This window comes from Edaphobacter sp. FHG110511_03 (assembly GCF_059115365.1).
Window position 1 is genome coordinate 409,070 of record NZ_JBZYWL010000002.1, and the last position, 17,551, is coordinate 426,620.

The window sequence follows — 17,551 nt, forward strand, 5'->3', positions numbered from 1 at the left end:
TTTACCATCAAGACTTTGCACAAAAATGTACGGGGGGGTACCCCAAGGGACAAACAAAGAGCCCTCGCCGAAGCGAGGGCTCTTCCATAACCAGATCGAACTTCGCTTACGCCTGCACCTTGAGGAAGATGATCACGAAGGTGAACAGCGCCAGCGACTCGATGAAGGCCAGACCGAGAATCAGGAAGATGAAGATTCCGGGACGGGCGCCGGGGTTGCGTGCAAGAGCCTCGGTGGCAGAGGCGGTCGCCTTGCCCTGACCGAGTCCGCAAAGACCGGCTGCAAGGGCCATGCCCAGACCAGCTGCCAGCGGAACCCACTGCGAAGCGGGTGAGTAGTTGCCTGCGCCCTGCGCAAAAGCCGGCGTTGCGAGCAGCATCGCGGCCAACGACATAAACAGATACTGAAGCTTCTTCATTACGACTCCGTCTCCCGTCAGATACGCCGCCAGTGGGTGGTTGATGCTCACCGTGCTGGCACCCTCACGCTCGCGGCGTTGTTGCTACGGCAGAGAGGGAGTCCCTCCACCGCAAACTCAAACTTAGTGGTCGTGCGCCACAGCCAGCGACAGGTAAACCGCTGCCAGAAGGAAGAACACATACGCCTGCACGACGGCAACGCCAAGGTGCAGACCAAGGAAGATCAGCGGAATGCCGATCGGCACCAGCGAGAAGAACGCCAGAGTCACCAGGTCGCCGGCCAGCATGTTCGCGTAAAGACGAACCGTCAGTGACAGGACGCGCGCAAAGTGCGAGATGATCTCGATCGGAAACAGCAGCGGATACAGCCACCAAACTGGTCCCAGGAACTGCTTGATGTAAGCAGCGCCATTGGCCCGAACACCGTGGTAGTGGTAGTAGAGGAAGGTCACCAGTGCAAATCCCAGCGGCACCACCGGATTCGCGGTCGGTGAGGCAAGGCCGGGAATCAAGCCCAACAGGTTGCTCAGCAGGATGAACAGCAACAGCGCCGTCAGGTAGCTGACGAACTTCTCCGAGCCATGTCCGATGACCGACTCACCCTGCTCAGAGACGAACTCGTTGGTCATCTCGGCCAGATGCTGGAAGGCTCCCGGCTTCTCGATGCTCAGGGTCACCCGCACCACGAGGAAGTAAGCGATCAGGAACGCAAAGACCAGAAGCTCCATGGCAAAGGCGTCGGTGATCGGAGCCTGCGGATACTTCGGATGCACATGAACCGCCTCCAGCAGCGCCGTCACGGGCACGGCGAGGTGGGAGTTCAGAAATCGTGTAAGCAAAAGCTGAGTCGGCATAAAGAAAATAAGCGGAACGTCTTCTCTAAATTTAAGCTGAAGGTTCAGGACGTGTCAGACAGTCCACGCCTTCACCAGCCTCAGACCCTCCACTGTGAGTGCAAAAACTCCCAGTGCAAGCCCGGCCGCAAGCGCATAGACTGAACCGTTCAGTACCTTAAGGCTAACATAAAGAAGGGCAATCGTGGCGGCCAGACGGATAAAGAATCCCAGCAAAACCATCGCCATGGGCTTGGCTGTACCTCCCTCGTCCATCCGAGCCATCACCGCAGTCATCAAGCGCATCCACTCCCACAGCCCCGAAGCCGAAATCACCGCTCCCACGGCCAGCAAAGCGGCACTCTGCCAGCCCAGCTTCCACCACAGAAGCAGCGCCCCGGCCACCGAGACGATCCCCAGCAGACGCAGCGCCCGCAGCATCGTCCGCCGAAAATCCTCGTCCGAAAACGACTCCAACGCCCTCACTTGCCGCGCCTCAAGTACCGCGAAGCCGTGAAGAAGATCTGCATGAATCCTCCAACCGCCCCCATCACGATTCCGGCAATCCCAATCCAGTTCTGGTGAAAGTGACGGTCCAGCCACGCCCCAATCAGCCACCCGATAACGCACCCCGCAGGGAGCGCGATGGCCAGCTGGATCATCGACTCGGCCTTCACCAACTCGCCCAGAGCGCCCTTCTTTTGATCCTCAGCCATAGCCCAACTATTACACCACGCATCGGGCCTGCTCGACCATGGCCGCTATACTGAACAACGACTATCCCGATCAAAGGAAGCACATTGCACTTCGACTCCGAATTCGAGAGAAATCTCTACCAGCAGCGCCAGGAAAACCTCGATCAGATCGCCGCTCTCGGCGAGCAGGCTGGGCTGAACCGCGCCCAGGCCATCTATCCGAACTCTTTCGAATCCAGCGCAACCGGATGGACCGAGTTCGACGGCCCGATCGTTCCATGGATCAAAAAGCAGTACGACTCCCCCGATGCTCCCGTTACCGGCGAGCAGCTCGAGGCCGACCGTAAAGAAATCGCTGTCGCCGGTCGCCTGATGGCCATCCGTGTCCAGGGCAAAGCAGGATTCGCTCAGATCCAGCAGGGCGGCCAGCGCCTCCAGATCTACGTCCGTAAAGACGACGTCGGCGAGAACGCCTTCGCACTCTACAAGCTGCTCGACCTCGGCGATCACATCGGCGTCCGCGGCTACCTGATGCGCACTCGCACCGGTGAGCTTACCGTCCACGTCACCACCACGCCTGAGCAGCCCGGCATCACTTTCCTCGCCAAGGCCATGCTCGCCCTGCCCGACAAGTTCCACGGCATGTCCGACATCGAGCTGCGCTATCGCCGTCGCTACGTCGATCTCTTTACCGACACCGGCGACTCTGAACCTGCAGCTCCTCAGCCAGTCCAGGAAGACAATCCCGAGAAGGCGCTTCCTGAATCTGCAGCTGCTCCCCTGGCTCCGGCCCGCGCTCCAGCCCGCGAGGTCTTCGTCAAGCGCGCAGCCGTCCTCCGCGCCCTGCGCAAGTTTTTCGACGCCCGCGGCTACCTCGAAGTCGAGACCCCGATGATGCAGCAGATCGCCGGAGGAGCCGCCGCGCGCCCCTTCACCACCCACCACAACGAGCTCGACATCGACCTCTTCCTCCGCATCGCGCCCGAGCTCTACCTCAAGCGCCTCGTCGTCGGAGGCCTCGACCGCGTCTACGAGATCAATCGCAACTTCCGCAACGAAGGCGTAAGCACCCGGCACAACCCCGAGTTCACCATGCTCGAGTTCTACCAGGCCTACGCCAACTACCACGACCTGATGAACCTCACTGAAGAGCTCATCAAGTTCGTTGCGCTCGAGGTCAACGGCTCCTTCATCACTCACTTCAACGGTAACGAGATCAACCTCGGCAACTGGACCAAGCTCTCCATGCGCGAAGCCATTGTGAAGTGGTGGGATCCGATCTTCGGTGCGCCTCCAACACGGGAAGATTTTTCTGACAAATCGGCCTTCATCCAAGTTTTGATACGTGCTATGAAAGCTGCACATTCTAGAGCTCATTCCGGCTGGACAGAAGATAGAATCGGCGGACAAGTCTTGAAAATTACAGATGAAAAGCGCGCGGAGATTGTTCTGTCCAAAGACATCGAGCAAATCGAACAAGCACTAGTACGGGGTGGTGAACTCGGAAAGGCCATCTCAGATTTGTTTGAGATTATGGCGGAAATCCACCTCATCCAGCCCACCATCATCTACGACTTCCCCCTTGCCGTCTCCCCGCTCTCCAAGATCAAGCCCGACGAGCCCGACTGGGTCGAGCGCTTCGAGTTCTACATTGGCGGTTTCGAAGTCGGCAACGCCTTCTCCGAGCTCAACGACCCCGTTGATCAAGACAACCGCTTCCAGCAACAGATCGAGCAGAAGGAAAAAGGCGACGAAGAGGCCATGTCGGCCGTGGACGACGACTACGTCCGCGCCCTCGGCTACGGCCTGCCTCCCACTGCAGGCGAAGGCATCGGCATCGACCGCCTCACCATGTTGCTCACCAACTCGCGCTCCATACGCGACGTCATCCTCTTCCCTCTCATGCGACCGCAGAAGAAGAGCGACGAGCAAATCGCCCAGAAGGAAGAACAACCCCACGGAGAGTCAGCCGAGTAGCCCAACGTTTGCTCATGCTCAGCTATACCAGAACCCGTTTCCACGAGGTCCGTCTTCGGCTTGAGCACCACATCCCGACGAGCAGGTTTAATGCATTTCTCTGGGAGTTTTTTCTCTTCGGGTTCAAGCAAGCATGGGCCTGCCTTTTCGGCGGAATCATTCTCGGCCTCGTACTCATCACCAAAATCTATTGGCCCCCTCATGCGCGGCTGGCGCGATACGACTTCCTCTTTCTGGCAGCACTTACGATTCAGGTGCTCCTGCTCATCCTGCGTATGGAGACCGTTCGCGAAGCCAAGGTAATCCTCGTCTTTCACCTCGTCGGCACTTTGATGGAGCTCTTCAAAACCTCGGTAGGCTCCTGGGCCTACCCCGAGAACAGTCTCATCCGCATCGGTCACGTCCCGCTCTTCTCCGGCTTCATGTATTCATCCGTAGGAAGCTATCTGGCGCGAATTACTCGCATCCTTGATATGCGCTACACGCGCTACCCCAATACCAAAGTGACTGCAGCACTGGCTCTGCTTATCTACATCAACTTTTTTGCTCATCATTTTCTTCCGGATGTGCGGGTCCTGCTCTTCCTCTTTGTGGCGGCCGCCTTTGGTCGCACATGGGTCTACTATCGCCCGTATCAAAGATTTCACCGGATGCCCCTGCTGTTGGGGTTCTGTCTCGTCGCGCTCTTTATCTGGGGAGCTGAAAATATCGGGACCTTCGCTACTATCTGGGTCTATCCGCATCAACGAAACGGTTGGCAGCTCGTTTCCTTCGAAAAATATGGCGCGTGGCTGCTTCTGATGATCATCAGCTTTATTTTGGTCTCCTTTGTTCATCCGCCGCGCGCTCCGTCTGAGGATGAGTTGGAAGTAAGCCCTTTCCTAACGTCTCCATCAACACAACAACAGAACCAACCCATTCGCTCCTGACCAACCAACCAGAAACAGTCGAGCAGATTCCCAAGGGAAGACCAGCTCATGGTGAACTCCAAAAGAGGATCAGCATACGAAATTTATATTTCATTAGTAAAATTTGTTGGAGCCGTTTCAGGTTTCGCGAAAGGATCTCATGCGTATCGCCACCGCCCTCCTGCTCTTCACAATTGCCTCTCCGTTCGCAAGTACGCAGATGAAGGTCGCGAGCCTTGACGGCCCCGTCGCCAAGGCTGAGACCGGCTCGCTCCTCAGCTATGTGTCCGCGATGCAGCCCGCGGCCTCCGACGAGAAGAACGCATGGTCCTACGGCACCTCAGGACAGGCGGTGCGCGCGCTTGGCCTGATTTACCAGATCGATCCTAATCCGCGCTTCGTCGATCAGATGGTTCGCCTCTGCGACGCAGAGTTAGCCGAGCGCAATGATCTTGCACCTGCCCCCATTGGTCAACACATGATATGGACTGGCCGCATTGATCCAGTGTGGCCGAATGATCTCTCGAAGCCTCGCCTCTTGACGGGTGGCGAACAAGGCGACCTCATCGGAAACCTGGGTAACTGCGCCGTTACTATCCTCAAGACTCGCTCGCTGTGGAAGAAGCCGGTTCCGGCAGGCGACCTTCACCACTTTGGCGCCACTTACCTTGCCCGGGCCAAAACCTATGTCAAACAGGCCGACATCGCAATAGACCAGCACATCCTCAAAAATCTTCTCGATCTGTCGCACAACAACTATCAATATTTTTCCGCCGACTCTTCCTACAAAGGTGGAACTCCTGTTCCATGGAACCAAGTGATGATGTTCAACTACGGCTTCCAGATGCTGGGCACAGCGCATCAGCTTCTGCACGACGACCTGGTGCGCGCTACGCGGTATCACAAGATCGTCGCCGACAATATCGACTGGTTCTTTACCGAAGGCGTTCAAAACGTCACCACCAAGCAGGGACGTCCTGCCTACAACTGGGGCTATGCCCTGCCCGCCAAAGGCGGCGAAGACAGCGTTCATGCCCGCATGGACGTTGCGGGTCTGTATCTCGCGTATCTGGACGGCAGCTATACCATCGATCGAGCGAAGATGACCGCCCTCGCCAATACCTTCACGGAAATCATCACCCTGGCTCCCGGAAGGTATGCAGGACGCGTCGACGGAAGCTCAGGCGCAGGCCACGCCGGTGAAACGAACCGAGTGAAGAATGGCTTCCTTCTGCTTGCAGAGTTTCGCCCCGATGCGTATTCCGATATGGTCCGCAATGCGGTCACCGAAGGCGCGTGCGTTTCGGCTGTCGAAGGGGGGACTACCGGGGATATCGATCTCTTCGCACGGTTTTTATGGGCTAAACATCGACGCACACAGCATTCAATTCCGTAGTTTAAATTCCAAGACGGCGTGGGTATGGCCATCTTTCGATGGACCCGGTTGCGGTGTTTTCTACTTCCTCTTCTTCAACCGCTTGACTACCCCGGCCAGCGAATGCTCGTTCATGGCCTCTACAGCATCGTCGCGAACCTTCTTCATCAGCCCGGTCACGGCCTTGTCGTTCACCGTCAGCCAGTCGCCAGAGGTCGCGGCAAACACGTCTCCCAGGCCGATCTGCTTAGGCAGGAGCTTCAGCTTGGCTCCTCCATTCGGTCCCTTCTTCTGCTCGATCAGCCCGGCTTTGTGCAGCAGGAGAAACGCCCTTCGCACCATGACTGCGCTTTCTTTCAATATCTCCGCTATCTCAGCCGAAGTTCGCATTCCACCCGGCTCTTCCGCCAGCACCGCCAACACTCTTACGCTCAACTGAAACCGCTCACTCTGCGCCATTCCAAGCAAGCTACCATATTCGCGCTATGTGGTTGTCTTCGCCTTCTTTGATCCATGTAAAATCTTCAGGTGAACATCCTCTTTGTCGGCGACGTATTTGGCTCCGCCGGCCGCCATATCGTACGCGAGCACCTTCCCCACGTCCTTGAAACCAACGCCGTCGATCTGCTTGTCGTGAATGGCGAAAACGCCGCTGGAGGCTTCGGTATCACGCCCTCGCTCGCCGAAGAGATCTTCGACATGGGCGCCCACGTTATCACCACCGGGAACCACATCTGGGATAAGCGTGAGATCTTCGAATACATGACGGTTCCAGCCGATTCGCACGAGCGCGGCCGGCGAGTCCTTCGTCCGGCCAACTATGCCGTCGGGACACCCGGTTTTGGTGTTTATCAGGGCGAGCTGCCTTCGGGCCAGAGCTATGCCGTCCTCAATCTACAGGGCCGGGTCTTCATGTCTTCCTGTGATGATCCCTTCCGTAAGGCCGACGAGCTTATCAGCCAGCTGACCACGAAGGTCATTCTGCTCGACATCCACGCAGAGACCACCAGCGAGAAGGTTGCGTTGGGCTGGTATCTCGATGGGCGCGTCACAGCTGTTCTTGGAACCCATACCCACATTCCCACCGCGGATGCCCGCGTTCTTCCCGACGGGACCGCCTTCATTACAGACGTCGGCATGTCAGGTCCCTACGATTCTGTTATCGGCGTTGAAACGGAGCTCGTGCTTAATCGTTTCCTTACCGGTATGCCGGGCAAGTTTGAGGCGGCGAAAGGTAACCCGAAGATGTGTGCTGTCCTCATCGGCTGCGATGGCGGAACAGGCCGCGCCTATTCCATCCAGCACCTGATGCTTGGGGAATAAACGGCTATTGGCCTCGGTCTGAAGAAAGACTAGATCTCTTTCTCCAACATAACGAACTCCAGGTCGTCTCGCAGTGGCCTGCCTACACGATCGTCTCCGTAAGGAAATGGCTCCATCTCGCCCGTACGCACATATCCTCGGCGCTCGTACCAGGTAATCAGCTTTTGGCGCACATTCACCACGGAGATGCGGATTCGCCTTCCCTCGTGCTGACGAATCGCCTCTTCGGAGGCTTCAAGCATTCGCCTGCCTAGCTGCTGACCTTGACGATCCGGACGAACGGCCAACAACCCCATATACCAAACATGGTTATTTTTGGGCTCGAGCCAGACCGATCCAAGCAGAGTGCCTACCCTTTCATCTCGCCAAACCATCACGAGAGCATCAGGACGTTCGTCGATATTTTCCTGGAGCGTTTTCAGGCTGATCCGTTCACCTTCAATGTACTTACTCTCGAGCGTCCATCCGACCTCCCCGCGAAAAGCAAGATTGATTAGCTGCACGATCTCTGGGAGATCGGAGGAGGCGGCAAGTTGAAGTTTCATGAAAACCGTTCTATCGCAGATTCCAACAACCTCGCAAACTTGCCTGCACAGACTCGCTTCGTGGAGAAGTTCCGTTCTCCAGCCCTGAATCACTACTGATGCACAGCCTGCATTAAAAATGCTTGGTCAAAGGTGTGAGTGACAGGTAGTATGGCACGCCATAGAGATAACGCTTTCTTTTTAGGAGACGGGCAGTTATCTCAACACGATCTATGAAACCAAGAAAAAAATATGAAGACAGCATTCCCTTTGCGAAAGATCTCCATTCTGGCGCTCGCTGCAGCATGCGCCGCAATCTGGTGTGGCCCAACCTATGCGCAGCAGACGAACGCCACCATCGTCGGTAATGTAACGGATACATCGGGAGCCGTTGTCGTCGGGGCCGGGGTTACGGTCACCAATCCGTCGACGAATACGACTCGTACCGCTGTGACTGACAGCTCGGGGCAATATTCCGTCCCGGCCCTTCCGCCAGGAACCTATTCCCTGGCTGTCCAGATGAAAGGTTTTCAGACGCAGCGGGTTGCTTCCATCGTTCTGGATGCAAGCCAGAATGCTCGACAGGACTTCAAGCTCAGCGCCGGTTCTGTAACCGAGGCAATCTCTGTCGAGGCCAGCGCGGCCACCGCGCAGCTGCAAACGGAGAATGGCTCTGTTGGGCAGGTGATTGACGGGAAAAAAATCGTTGATCTTCCACTCAACGGGCGTAATTTCATCCAGCTCGGCCAACTGATTCCCGGCGTGAACTCCGGCACGGAAGGCTCGATTACAGTACGGCGAGCCCGTGGCGCGCTTGCGAGCTCGGATGCAACCGGCGGATCGACCGCGATTCAAGTCAACGGGCAGCGCGATACACAGAATCGCTACTCGATTGATGGAATCGAGAACATGGACTACGACGCTTTCACTTATAGCTTTTCGACTTCGGTGGATGCTATCGCCGAGTTCCGCGTCGATACCGCCAATTCAGGAACGGACTCCGGGGCTGCATCGGGAGCAAACGTCAATCAGATTATCAAGTCGGGAACTAATGGCCTCCACGGCACACTTTTCTACTTCAATCGCAATAACGCCTTCACGCAGAGCTATGACGCACTCGCCAACAAAGACGTAGCTCCTCCGCGGCTGAATCGGAATCAATATGGAGGGAATGTTGGGGGGCCGGTGCTCATTCCCAAGCTCTATGACGGACGCAACAAGACTTTTTTCTTCTTCAATCTCGAGACTGGCGACCTGCTCAATGGATTGCAACCACAGTCGGCCTACGTTCCCTCGGATGCTGTGCGTTCCGGCAATATTGACGAGCTGATTACCGCAGCGGCAGCCTATGCGCAATCGCAGGCTCAACTTGGCAAAACGGTCAGCCCTGTCCTTGTGAATCCTTATACTCAGCAACCTTACAAGCTGGGGCAGCATATTAATGTGGATCCGAAATCGGCCATCCTGTTGAACGCGACGCCACATGCCAACAGCTCAGTCTCAGCCACGACGAATTATCTAACGCCTCTACTGAAGACGCTGAACTACCAGCATGATTACATCGTTAGGATCGACCATAATCTTACAAGGATGGATACCCTGAGCGGGCATTACATTCACGATGTAACGTATAGCAATGGAGCCCCGTTCTTCGGCAACGACAACGATAACAACCGGGCACTGACCACTCATTACCAGGTTACGGAGACCCATGTCTTCTCCCCAACCCTGGTCAACGAATTCCGCTATGGACGGCAGATCTTCAAAGAATTTGAGACCTTCGGCACGACCGGGGATTCGGCCTTCGACATTGCCAATGGACAGATGGGAATTCCCTTTTCTTCCTCCCTACCAATGTTCTACGGACCTCCAACGACCAGCATCAGCGGCAACGGTCCCGGTACTCGCCTGTTCAACACACTTCGCGATATCGGACCGAGAAATCGGTCCAATGGAATCAACCAGTATGTCGACACCCTTTCATGGCAGCACGGAAGGCACTTCTTCAAGTTCAACGTCGATATCGGACGTCGCACAGATTATTTCAGCCAGGCGCGCGATCCCCGTGGTCACTTCACCTTCGACGGTCGCTACAGTGGAGGGTTTTCAGGAGCTGGTCAGCCACAGGGCGCTTATTTTGCGGGCCTGGTGGATTTTCTTCTTGGCTATGTCGCGAGCGATAGCATCAATCCGACGATCACCCGCACGAGTATTTCGAGCCTTATCCAGTCCTATGCCTTTCAAGACAACTGGAACATTGCCCGGAATCTTACGATCAACCTTGGCCTGCGATGGGACCATTTCCCACCATGGGTGCAGGATGATAATCGCTATGCCGATATCTTCGCCGGCGCGAACGGTGTTACTCCCGATCACATTGAGACAGCAGCGACTTCGCCCTATGGTCGCGGCCTGATCCGGCCGAACTATTACGATTGGGGACCGCGCATTGGCTTCGCATGGCAGCCCAATGGCCCTAATCAGACGGTCATCCGTGGGGGCTACGGAATTTACTTCACTCCAGATATTGCCAACGGCTATTTCCAACAGGCGGAGGGGTACCAGGCGCAGGCCGGGGCTTCTCTTGTGGGCAACAATGGGAATGGCGCTACCGGTGCTCAGGCACTCCCTAACTTAACCCTAGGTAACCCCTTCCCTGGCGTAACGACGGGTGGAGCACCAACCTATCCCTTTGCCGTGGAAATCTACCAACACCTTGCTGAGCAGATGACGCAACAGTTCAACCTGACCTTTCAGACCGTCCTGCCAGGTCGTTTCACTGCAGATATCGCTTATGTCGGCACGCTGGGCACACATAACTATGTCTATGTCTCCGACGTGAACCTGCCCCGCCCCGTCAATCCCGCGACACCGGGGCTTGCAAGCGTCAACGCTCGACGCCCGAATCAAATTTTCCCACGCTCGATTCAGGGCGAACTCTCGAATGGTTCCTCACACTATCATTCGCTGCAGACCAAACTTGAACGCAGGGTGGGCAACGGTCTTACGATGCTGGTTTCCTATACATGGTCCAAATCTATTTCCGGTCCGGCGGACATCGGTGGCCTGGTCGGAGGAGGAAACTTCGGTGCGACCGCACTCGATCCATTGAACCCGAAAGCGGACCACTCTCTCTCAGTCTTCGATATCCCTCACCGATTCGTAGGCACTGCGCTGTGGGATGTTCCCTACTTCCGGCATACAACCGGCTTCAAGAAACTTTTGCTCGATGGCATCCAGGTCTCGACGATCCTTTCCGCTGTATCCGGAGATCCGTCCCAGGTGACCTATAGTGGAGCTTCGGTCAATGCAAGCTCGGCAGCGGCACGGCCTGATGTAGTTCCTGGCGTGTATTCTTATATCCCTCGCGGTACCCGAACGCAGACACGTGTCTTCAACACAGCAGCGTTTAAGACACCCGCTATCGCAACCTACGGAAATGCCCCACGCACAGGAGCCGTCCGCCTTCCGGGTCTCTTCAATGACGACCTGTCCGTGACCAAGGGTCTGAAGTTTGGCGAAGCTCGAAATCTTCAGTTTCGCGCTGATTTCTTCAATGCCTTTAAGCACTTCAATCCCGATCCTTCCACGATCGGAACCAACATCACCTCGCTAAACTTCGGCAAGATCAATGACGGTGTGCAGGGTGGCTACGCAACCCGAGTGATCCAATTAGGAGCCAAACTTTATTTCTAAACTCAGCCTACTTGCTCAAACGCGAGACAACGGTATTCCCATGCCACAAGTCTCGCTGATCAAAGGAGATGACAAGAGGGTTGTCGACGAATTATCTTTCTCTGTCAATTGAATCGATCGCATACAAAAGCGGCATGACAAGAACGAAGACTGATGTTCGTTGATCCGAGACAACCGCATCGCGTTGAATCCTATTTTCTGATGAGGTCTCATGGCTTCTCTGCGGTTCGTTCCTGTTTTTCTGCTTGCCTGCACCGTGCTGTCCTGTCAAACATCTCTTGCCGATTCCGAATCGCGGAAAGAACCGGGACTTCTGTTTTATCTCTCCGGTGATCGTAGCTTCGAAGCGGACTACGCCGCGAACGGAAAAGCCATCCCGAATTTTCAATCGGACGTAAAGATCGTGCCGGGCGGAGTGCAAAACGCTTACGTCCAGTCGGGAGATAATCAGCTTCTCTCCTACTGGGCGCCAGGAAACATCTACGCTCAACGCGGGACCATCTCTTTCGATTGGCGTTCCCGTGAACCGGTGGGGCCAACTCAATTCCCCATCTTCCGCGTGGGATATGGCGATCATTCCAGCTGGGACATGGTGTGGCTCCGCATCGACTACAACGGTCACGGTTTCGATGCCTTCGTAACCGACGTAAACCTGGGGCGTACGCGCATTTCTTACACTATGCCGGACTTTCCCAAGGCAGATCAGTGGACTCATCTTGCGCTGAGTTGGGATGAAACAACGGGCATTCGCTTTTATGTCAACGGAAAGATGGCTGCGGAAAAGGCAGCTACCGGAATGTTTGATGCCGCACTCGATCAGTTCGGGCCAAACTCACGCATTATCGGGCCTACGGGTGTAGAGAGTTCCTATAACTACGATCGCGGCGGCGACATGGATGAACTTCGGATCTATGACAGGGCTCTTTCAGATGAAAACATCGCCCATCTCGCTCACGGTCAGATTCCACAATCCATTCCGCCGCTTCCAGGAACAGAAGCCAGCAGTTTGGAGAAAGAATGGTGGTTTCACTATGGCTGGAGCCGTCCAAACGACATTCCGAAGCCGCTTCCCTCTTCTGTTACCACCGTCCGCAAGGTTGAGATTCATGATGTCTACGATTTGAAGCGATGGTGGTGGAAGGCAACAGATGGAATCCCGGAGACGACCTGGCCCGGAGTTTATAACCGTTCCCAAATTGTGGGACGTAACGATTACTTCCAGCTTCCGGACTGGGATTGTTATTCGTTGTCGGGAAAAGCTGTAACGTTTTCCATGCCGGATGAACCATGGAATCACATTGAGATAACGGGAGGTGCCTTTGGAACGATGTCCCTGGCATCCGCCAATGGCACAGAGATTCCGGGAAAAGATCTCTTTGAGCGGCCCAAAGGACAGGAGAAGACCTTTAACACTTTTGACACTCCTTTTACAGGTCAGAAGATTCGCTTCTCAAACATTGAGCAGGAAACACCTATTGGCGAATTATCGGCATACTATGTGCATTCCGGCACGGTGCCTGCTGGTGTCAACCAATTAAGTTATCGACTGACAACAGAACAACCTGATCGCAATCCTTCGCTGCAGGAGCTGACATCATTTATCGATGGCCGCTATCCCGAGGGGCAGAGGCGAATGATGGTTGCAGATCCAGGCACGAATCCTCTGGGCATGAATATGCCCGCCCGTAATCACACGGACGGTATTGTTCTTGATCATGAGCGGGAATCGCTACAGATGCCGATCGTTCATATTCTGATTCCATCGGATTTTCGTGATGTACAAGGGCCGCATTCGCGGGGCACCCAGGACTGGGAAAATATGAATGCCGGACTTGATGGAATTGCCATCGATCTTCCGGCGATGCACCTGAAGCCCACGCACGGCGAATATCTCGCGATGAATATTCAGGTGAAAGATCCAGTATGGCCGATGCGAAACATGTTCGATTTCAGTTTCTCCGTAAAGCCAGATGCGCCGCAAACACTCTGGCTCGATCTGCGAGATCGTATTCTGCCTAACGATAAAAGTCTTTACATAACCCTAGCCTCCAGCAGTATGGATTTCGGACCTGCTGTACTAAACCACGCGATGGTTCGGCTGATCTTCAAACCGTATGAGGAAGCGAAGAAGGAACATATCCTGGACCGTTTTACCCAGGTACGGGACGAGTACGCGAACCTGGTGGAAGAGACCACCAGTACACGCAAGCTCAATATGTTCACACGTTTCGACACGGATATGACGGATCTGCTGCGCGTCGATCCTCAGAACGATCTGGGGCGCAAATACTGGTACGACATGAACAAGGAGCAGGTCAAGCCGGTCTACACTTCACCGAAGATACCTGCAGGGGTTCCGGCGTGGGCCTTTCTGCAGGTGCGCGACCTCGGCTATCTGAAGTACATCATCGACTGGTATATCGACAAACGGCAGATAGAAAACGGCGAATTCGGTGGCGGGCTTTCCGATGACGGCGACCTGACCAACATGTGGCCGGGAGCCGCGTTGATGGGCATCGAACCCGAGAAGATCAAGCATTCACTACTGAAAGAACTCGAAGCCATGTACGACCAGCATATGTTTACAAACGGGCTGATCACCATCCAGGCAGACGAGTTGCATAGCTACGAAGATGGCGTGAATGTATTGGGACAGGCCATGACCCTGGACTTCGGGAGCCCGCGCCAGATTGAGCGAGCCATGATCACCTCCAAGCGTCTGGAGTGGATCACAGGTGTGAATCCCGCAGGAGACCGGCTCTTCCGCTCCTCCTATTACAACGGCGAAAAAATGGCTACGGAAGGGGTCTGGGGATGGACGAAACCCTATTCGTACTTGGTTCTTCATCCTGCGGCGACTATGGTTCAATTCAACGGTTCGCCCGAGACGAGGAAGATGATTCTCGATCTTGCCGACGGACTGCTCGCCCACCGCAAACCGGGGCCGGATGGAAAGTACACGATCTACTCGACCATCAACTTTCAGACGAACGAAGATCAGCCCACCGGCATCGATCGCCTGGCCTATGTCTTTTGGGCCGCGTATCGATGGAGCGGCAATAAGAAGTATCTGCAGCCGTTTTACGATCTCGGCGGCCCATCCCTACGTCTCATCAACTCTAATGCGCTGGGCATGCTGGATACGCATAAAACATGGGGGAAAGAGGCTCTCCAGAGGGCTAAAGGAGATTTGGTCGCTTCAACGGAAACGAATCTTCACGAGGCCTGGCAAGCCTCTGGCGACACCCATTACCTAGATAAGCTGTATGGCTCGCAGATCGAGGCTGCTGAAGACAGACAATACATCAATACGCTAGGCAGCCTCTGGATCGACCGCGTGCAGTTCGATTCGGTTGCGCTACAGAGAGCCCGCCTGGGAGGCGTCGCCATCGTACGCAACTCTTTTTACCCAGGGCATATCGTCAGCTGGAAGTTCGAGGCTCCAGCTAACGATCAGAGCGTCGCGATCCTTATCCCCGATGCCACGCCCAGTCACTTTCATGTGATCGCTTATAACCTTGACTCGGTGCCTGTAAAGGCTCACCTGACAGGATGGGAGATTGATCCCGGTCAATGGAAGATCACCCAAGGAACTCAGGATGACTCCCTTAGCGGACCAGTTCGTAACGCCGTCACGCGCACGGAAGAATTTGAGCGAAGCAGAAGCCTGGACATTGAGCTCCCGCCCCACCAGACCAGTGTGATTGAGTTTCAGCTCATGGAAAAAGGGATACCTTACTGGTCTCGGCCAGATCTGGGGATTGATCCGCAGGATGTGAAGATCGCTGGAAGAAAGGTTACCGTTACGATCCACAGTATCGGTGCAGTGGATGCACCTGCCTCCCAGGTCGTCTTTCGTGACAACACAGGAAAGATCCTAGCTCAAAGCAAGGTCTCTCCCTTAAAGGCGCCCGTCGATCTGAAACCGAAGACAGCAACTGTGACGTTTTCTCTTCCCCCTGATGCCAGGACTCTAAAGGGATCGACGGTAGAGATCGTACCAAGCCAAGCGATACCTGAGATTACTTCCATGAATAATAAGGTGATCGTGGATGGACTTCCCAGCGATGTTGCTCAAGAGAAGCCATCTCGGCGTGGAACACGATCCTCCCAGTGATCTGGAAGATGGGCTCAGTCGAGGCGCCTGTGGAGGACCGTTGGAGAAGAGATCTTGCCCTGTGAGGCTGGTGTTGCTTCGCCGCTTGATCTAAGCGGCAGTGATCGCCAGAAACGAAAATATTCCAGCGACCTGTTACGTAAAAGAAGGGCGAGCTTGCGGCTCGCCCCTCTTTGTAGCTTTTTACCAATCGGTTACTACTTGCGTGGAGTTGCCCGGTGATGGGCCGGGGTGGGCTTCGCAGGTGCCTTCTTCGGCTCGACTACTGTGCCATTGCTCATCGTGATCATGATGGGCTTCGGAGTAAACGAGTCGTAGGTTCCGGTTACCGTCACCTTGTCTCCCGCGGCAGGAGGTGTCTTGAGCGGAGCGGTCAGGTTGAAGGTGAAGTCGGCAGTCTTCGACTGCACAGCATCGTCCGAGACAGAGAGCTGGAGCGCCGTGTCGCTTACCGAGACCACGGTGGCATCCGGGAACTGAACCGATTTGCCCTTGACCGTGTCCCACACCTTAGCGGCATCTTCAGGGCTGCCATTCTGGAGGATGAACTCCTTGTCAGAGACGGCAAGAGTTGCCGGATCAGGCGTGCTCGCGAGGACCTGCTTTACGATGTCGGCGGGCGAAGGAGCCGGCTTGATGGTGGTGGACAGATCTGCCGGCGGATCAAGGCTTGCCTGAGAAGCGGTCACGAGGGCGTCAAATCCATCGTCCGCGCCGTGGTACTTCTTGTAGCAATATTTGGCGAGCGGCATCATCTGCGTCTTGTAAGGCTCGGGGGCGAAGGTAGCCGCGCGGGTGGCATACCAAGCGCAGTTGAGAGCGTCAGGCGGAGTGGATTGGTAGTATGCGTTGGCCAGCAGATAGGTGTCGGTGAGCAACGGACCAGGGGTCTTGGTCTGCTCGACAGGAACGCTAGCAAGGCTCTGCTTCAACTGGGTAACGGCCGTGGCAGCATCCTTCTTATTCAAAGCCGACGTTGCGATCGCGCGGTGGAAAACAGGAACAGCCGCCGTTTTGACCGTGTTGAAATCAGCATCGCTCATGTCTTTCGGCTTCGGAGCATCCAGACCCTTCTGGCCGGCTTCTGCTGCCTTGTCCAGCTCGGGCTGTTTTGCAGCCGGGTCTGTGAGCTTATCCGCGTTCTGTAGGTGGAAGTAGGACTCCATCGTGAGAGCGCGAATATTGGAAGGGTCCACTTGAAGGAGCCGGTCTGCGGCATCCAGCGTTTTGGCCGGATCGAAGGCGCTGTAGGCCAGCATCAAGCGTTGGAGCACATCAGCCTTTACCTGAGACTGTGGATACGTCGTCAGAAAAGACTCAAGTGCAGGAGCCTGTGTCTGGGGTGTGCTCTGCCCAATGGCCGCTGTATAAGCATTGTATTCGGCTGGCGCAAGCTGTACGCCGCCACCTGCTTGCGTATTAGCCGCCGGGGCCGGTGTTTGTGCAACCGCAATACGCGCACCAGATGCAACGCTAGCGACCGCCAGGAGAGACGCAACGACTGCCTTCTTCATTCCCATACTCCTCAGTTAAATCTCTCTTCTTATTAAGCTTCCTGCCAGCTGTTGCCAGATGGTCAGACCGATATATCACACTTTAGATGCACGACAACAGTACGATGCGTGTTTCAACAGTCAACCGACCCGCCCTCAACCAATGGTCAAGAGGTTCGACTGCATTTCTC

13 protein-coding genes are annotated in these 17,551 nt (G+C 55.5%); 6 read left to right on the top strand and 7 right to left on the bottom strand.

Going from position 1 to position 17,551, the window contains the following annotated elements; genetic code table 11:
• Nucleotides 1-106: 106 nt before the first annotated feature.
• The 4 genes from AC5S26_RS11180 to AC5S26_RS11195 form a co-directional block, all read right to left on the bottom strand.
• Nucleotides 107-418 carry an ATP synthase F0 subunit C gene (locus tag AC5S26_RS11180; protein WP_035350182.1) on the bottom strand — a complete coding sequence of 104 codons (312 nt, stop codon included), beginning with the start codon at nt 416-418 and terminating at the stop codon, nt 107-109.
• Nucleotides 419-541: 123 nt separating this feature from the next.
• Nucleotides 542-1,273 (bottom strand): F0F1 ATP synthase subunit A, encoded by a 732-nt coding sequence (gene atpB / locus AC5S26_RS11185; protein WP_494184974.1) that lies wholly within the window; start codon nt 1,271-1,273, stop codon nt 542-544.
• 54 nt (nt 1,274-1,327) lie between these two features.
• Nucleotides 1,328-1,693: an ATP synthase subunit I gene (locus AC5S26_RS11190; protein ID WP_494184975.1), complete on the bottom strand. Its 366-nt coding sequence runs from the start codon at nt 1,691-1,693 to the stop codon at nt 1,328-1,330.
• A gap of 41 nt (nt 1,694-1,734) precedes the next feature.
• A complete protein-coding gene (locus tag AC5S26_RS11195; RefSeq protein WP_494184976.1) occupies nt 1,735-1,968 on the bottom strand; it encodes an AtpZ/AtpI family protein in 234 nt (77 codons plus the stop codon).
• A gap of 84 nt (nt 1,969-2,052) precedes the next feature.
• On the opposite strand from AC5S26_RS11195, the gene AC5S26_RS11200 reads away from it, so the two are divergent.
• From AC5S26_RS11200 to AC5S26_RS11210, 3 genes are all read left to right on the top strand, one after another.
• Nucleotides 2,053-3,924 (top strand): lysine--tRNA ligase, encoded by a 1,872-nt coding sequence (locus tag AC5S26_RS11200; protein ID WP_494184977.1) that lies wholly within the window; start codon nt 2,053-2,055, stop codon nt 3,922-3,924.
• A gap of 14 nt (nt 3,925-3,938) precedes the next feature.
• The gene (locus AC5S26_RS11205) at nt 3,939-4,853 is read left to right on the top strand and encodes a DUF817 domain-containing protein (protein ID WP_494184978.1); all 915 of its coding nucleotides are present in this window, start codon (nt 3,939-3,941) and stop codon (nt 4,851-4,853) included.
• 139 nt (nt 4,854-4,992) lie between these two features.
• On the top strand, nt 4,993-6,228 hold the full coding sequence (locus AC5S26_RS11210; RefSeq protein WP_494184979.1) for a hypothetical protein: 1,236 nt from the start codon (nt 4,993-4,995) through the stop codon (nt 6,226-6,228).
• Between the two features lie 60 nt (nt 6,229-6,288).
• Here AC5S26_RS11210 and AC5S26_RS11215 read toward each other — a convergent pair whose 3' ends face one another.
• On the bottom strand, nt 6,289-6,666 hold the full coding sequence (locus tag AC5S26_RS11215) for an RrF2 family transcriptional regulator (RefSeq protein WP_494184980.1): 378 nt from the start codon (nt 6,664-6,666) through the stop codon (nt 6,289-6,291).
• A 69-nt stretch (nt 6,667-6,735) separates the two neighbouring features.
• Between AC5S26_RS11215 and AC5S26_RS11220 the strand changes: the two genes are divergently transcribed.
• Nucleotides 6,736-7,530, top strand: a complete 795-nt coding sequence (locus AC5S26_RS11220) for a TIGR00282 family metallophosphoesterase (protein WP_494184981.1) — start codon at nt 6,736-6,738, stop codon at nt 7,528-7,530.
• Nucleotides 7,531-7,559: 29 nt separating this feature from the next.
• On the opposite strand, the gene AC5S26_RS11225 is transcribed toward AC5S26_RS11220, so the two are convergent.
• Nucleotides 7,560-8,075 carry a GNAT family N-acetyltransferase gene (locus AC5S26_RS11225; protein WP_494184982.1) on the bottom strand — a complete coding sequence of 172 codons (516 nt, stop codon included), beginning with the start codon at nt 8,073-8,075 and terminating at the stop codon, nt 7,560-7,562.
• Between the two features lie 231 nt (nt 8,076-8,306).
• On the opposite strand from AC5S26_RS11225, the gene AC5S26_RS11230 reads away from it, so the two are divergent.
• Together AC5S26_RS11230 and AC5S26_RS11235 are read left to right on the top strand one after the other, a co-directional pair.
• On the top strand, nt 8,307-11,750 hold the full coding sequence (locus AC5S26_RS11230) for an outer membrane beta-barrel protein (RefSeq protein ID WP_494184983.1): 3,444 nt from the start codon (nt 8,307-8,309) through the stop codon (nt 11,748-11,750).
• 211 nt (nt 11,751-11,961) lie between these two features.
• Nucleotides 11,962-15,867 carry a LamG-like jellyroll fold domain-containing protein gene (locus tag AC5S26_RS11235; protein ID WP_494184984.1) on the top strand — a complete coding sequence of 1,302 codons (3,906 nt, stop codon included), beginning with the start codon at nt 11,962-11,964 and terminating at the stop codon, nt 15,865-15,867.
• A gap of 197 nt (nt 15,868-16,064) precedes the next feature.
• Here AC5S26_RS11235 and AC5S26_RS11240 read toward each other — a convergent pair whose 3' ends face one another.
• Nucleotides 16,065-17,381: a hypothetical protein gene (locus AC5S26_RS11240; protein WP_494184985.1), complete on the bottom strand. Its 1,317-nt coding sequence runs from the start codon at nt 17,379-17,381 to the stop codon at nt 16,065-16,067.
• Nucleotides 17,382-17,551: the final 170 nt, after the last annotated feature.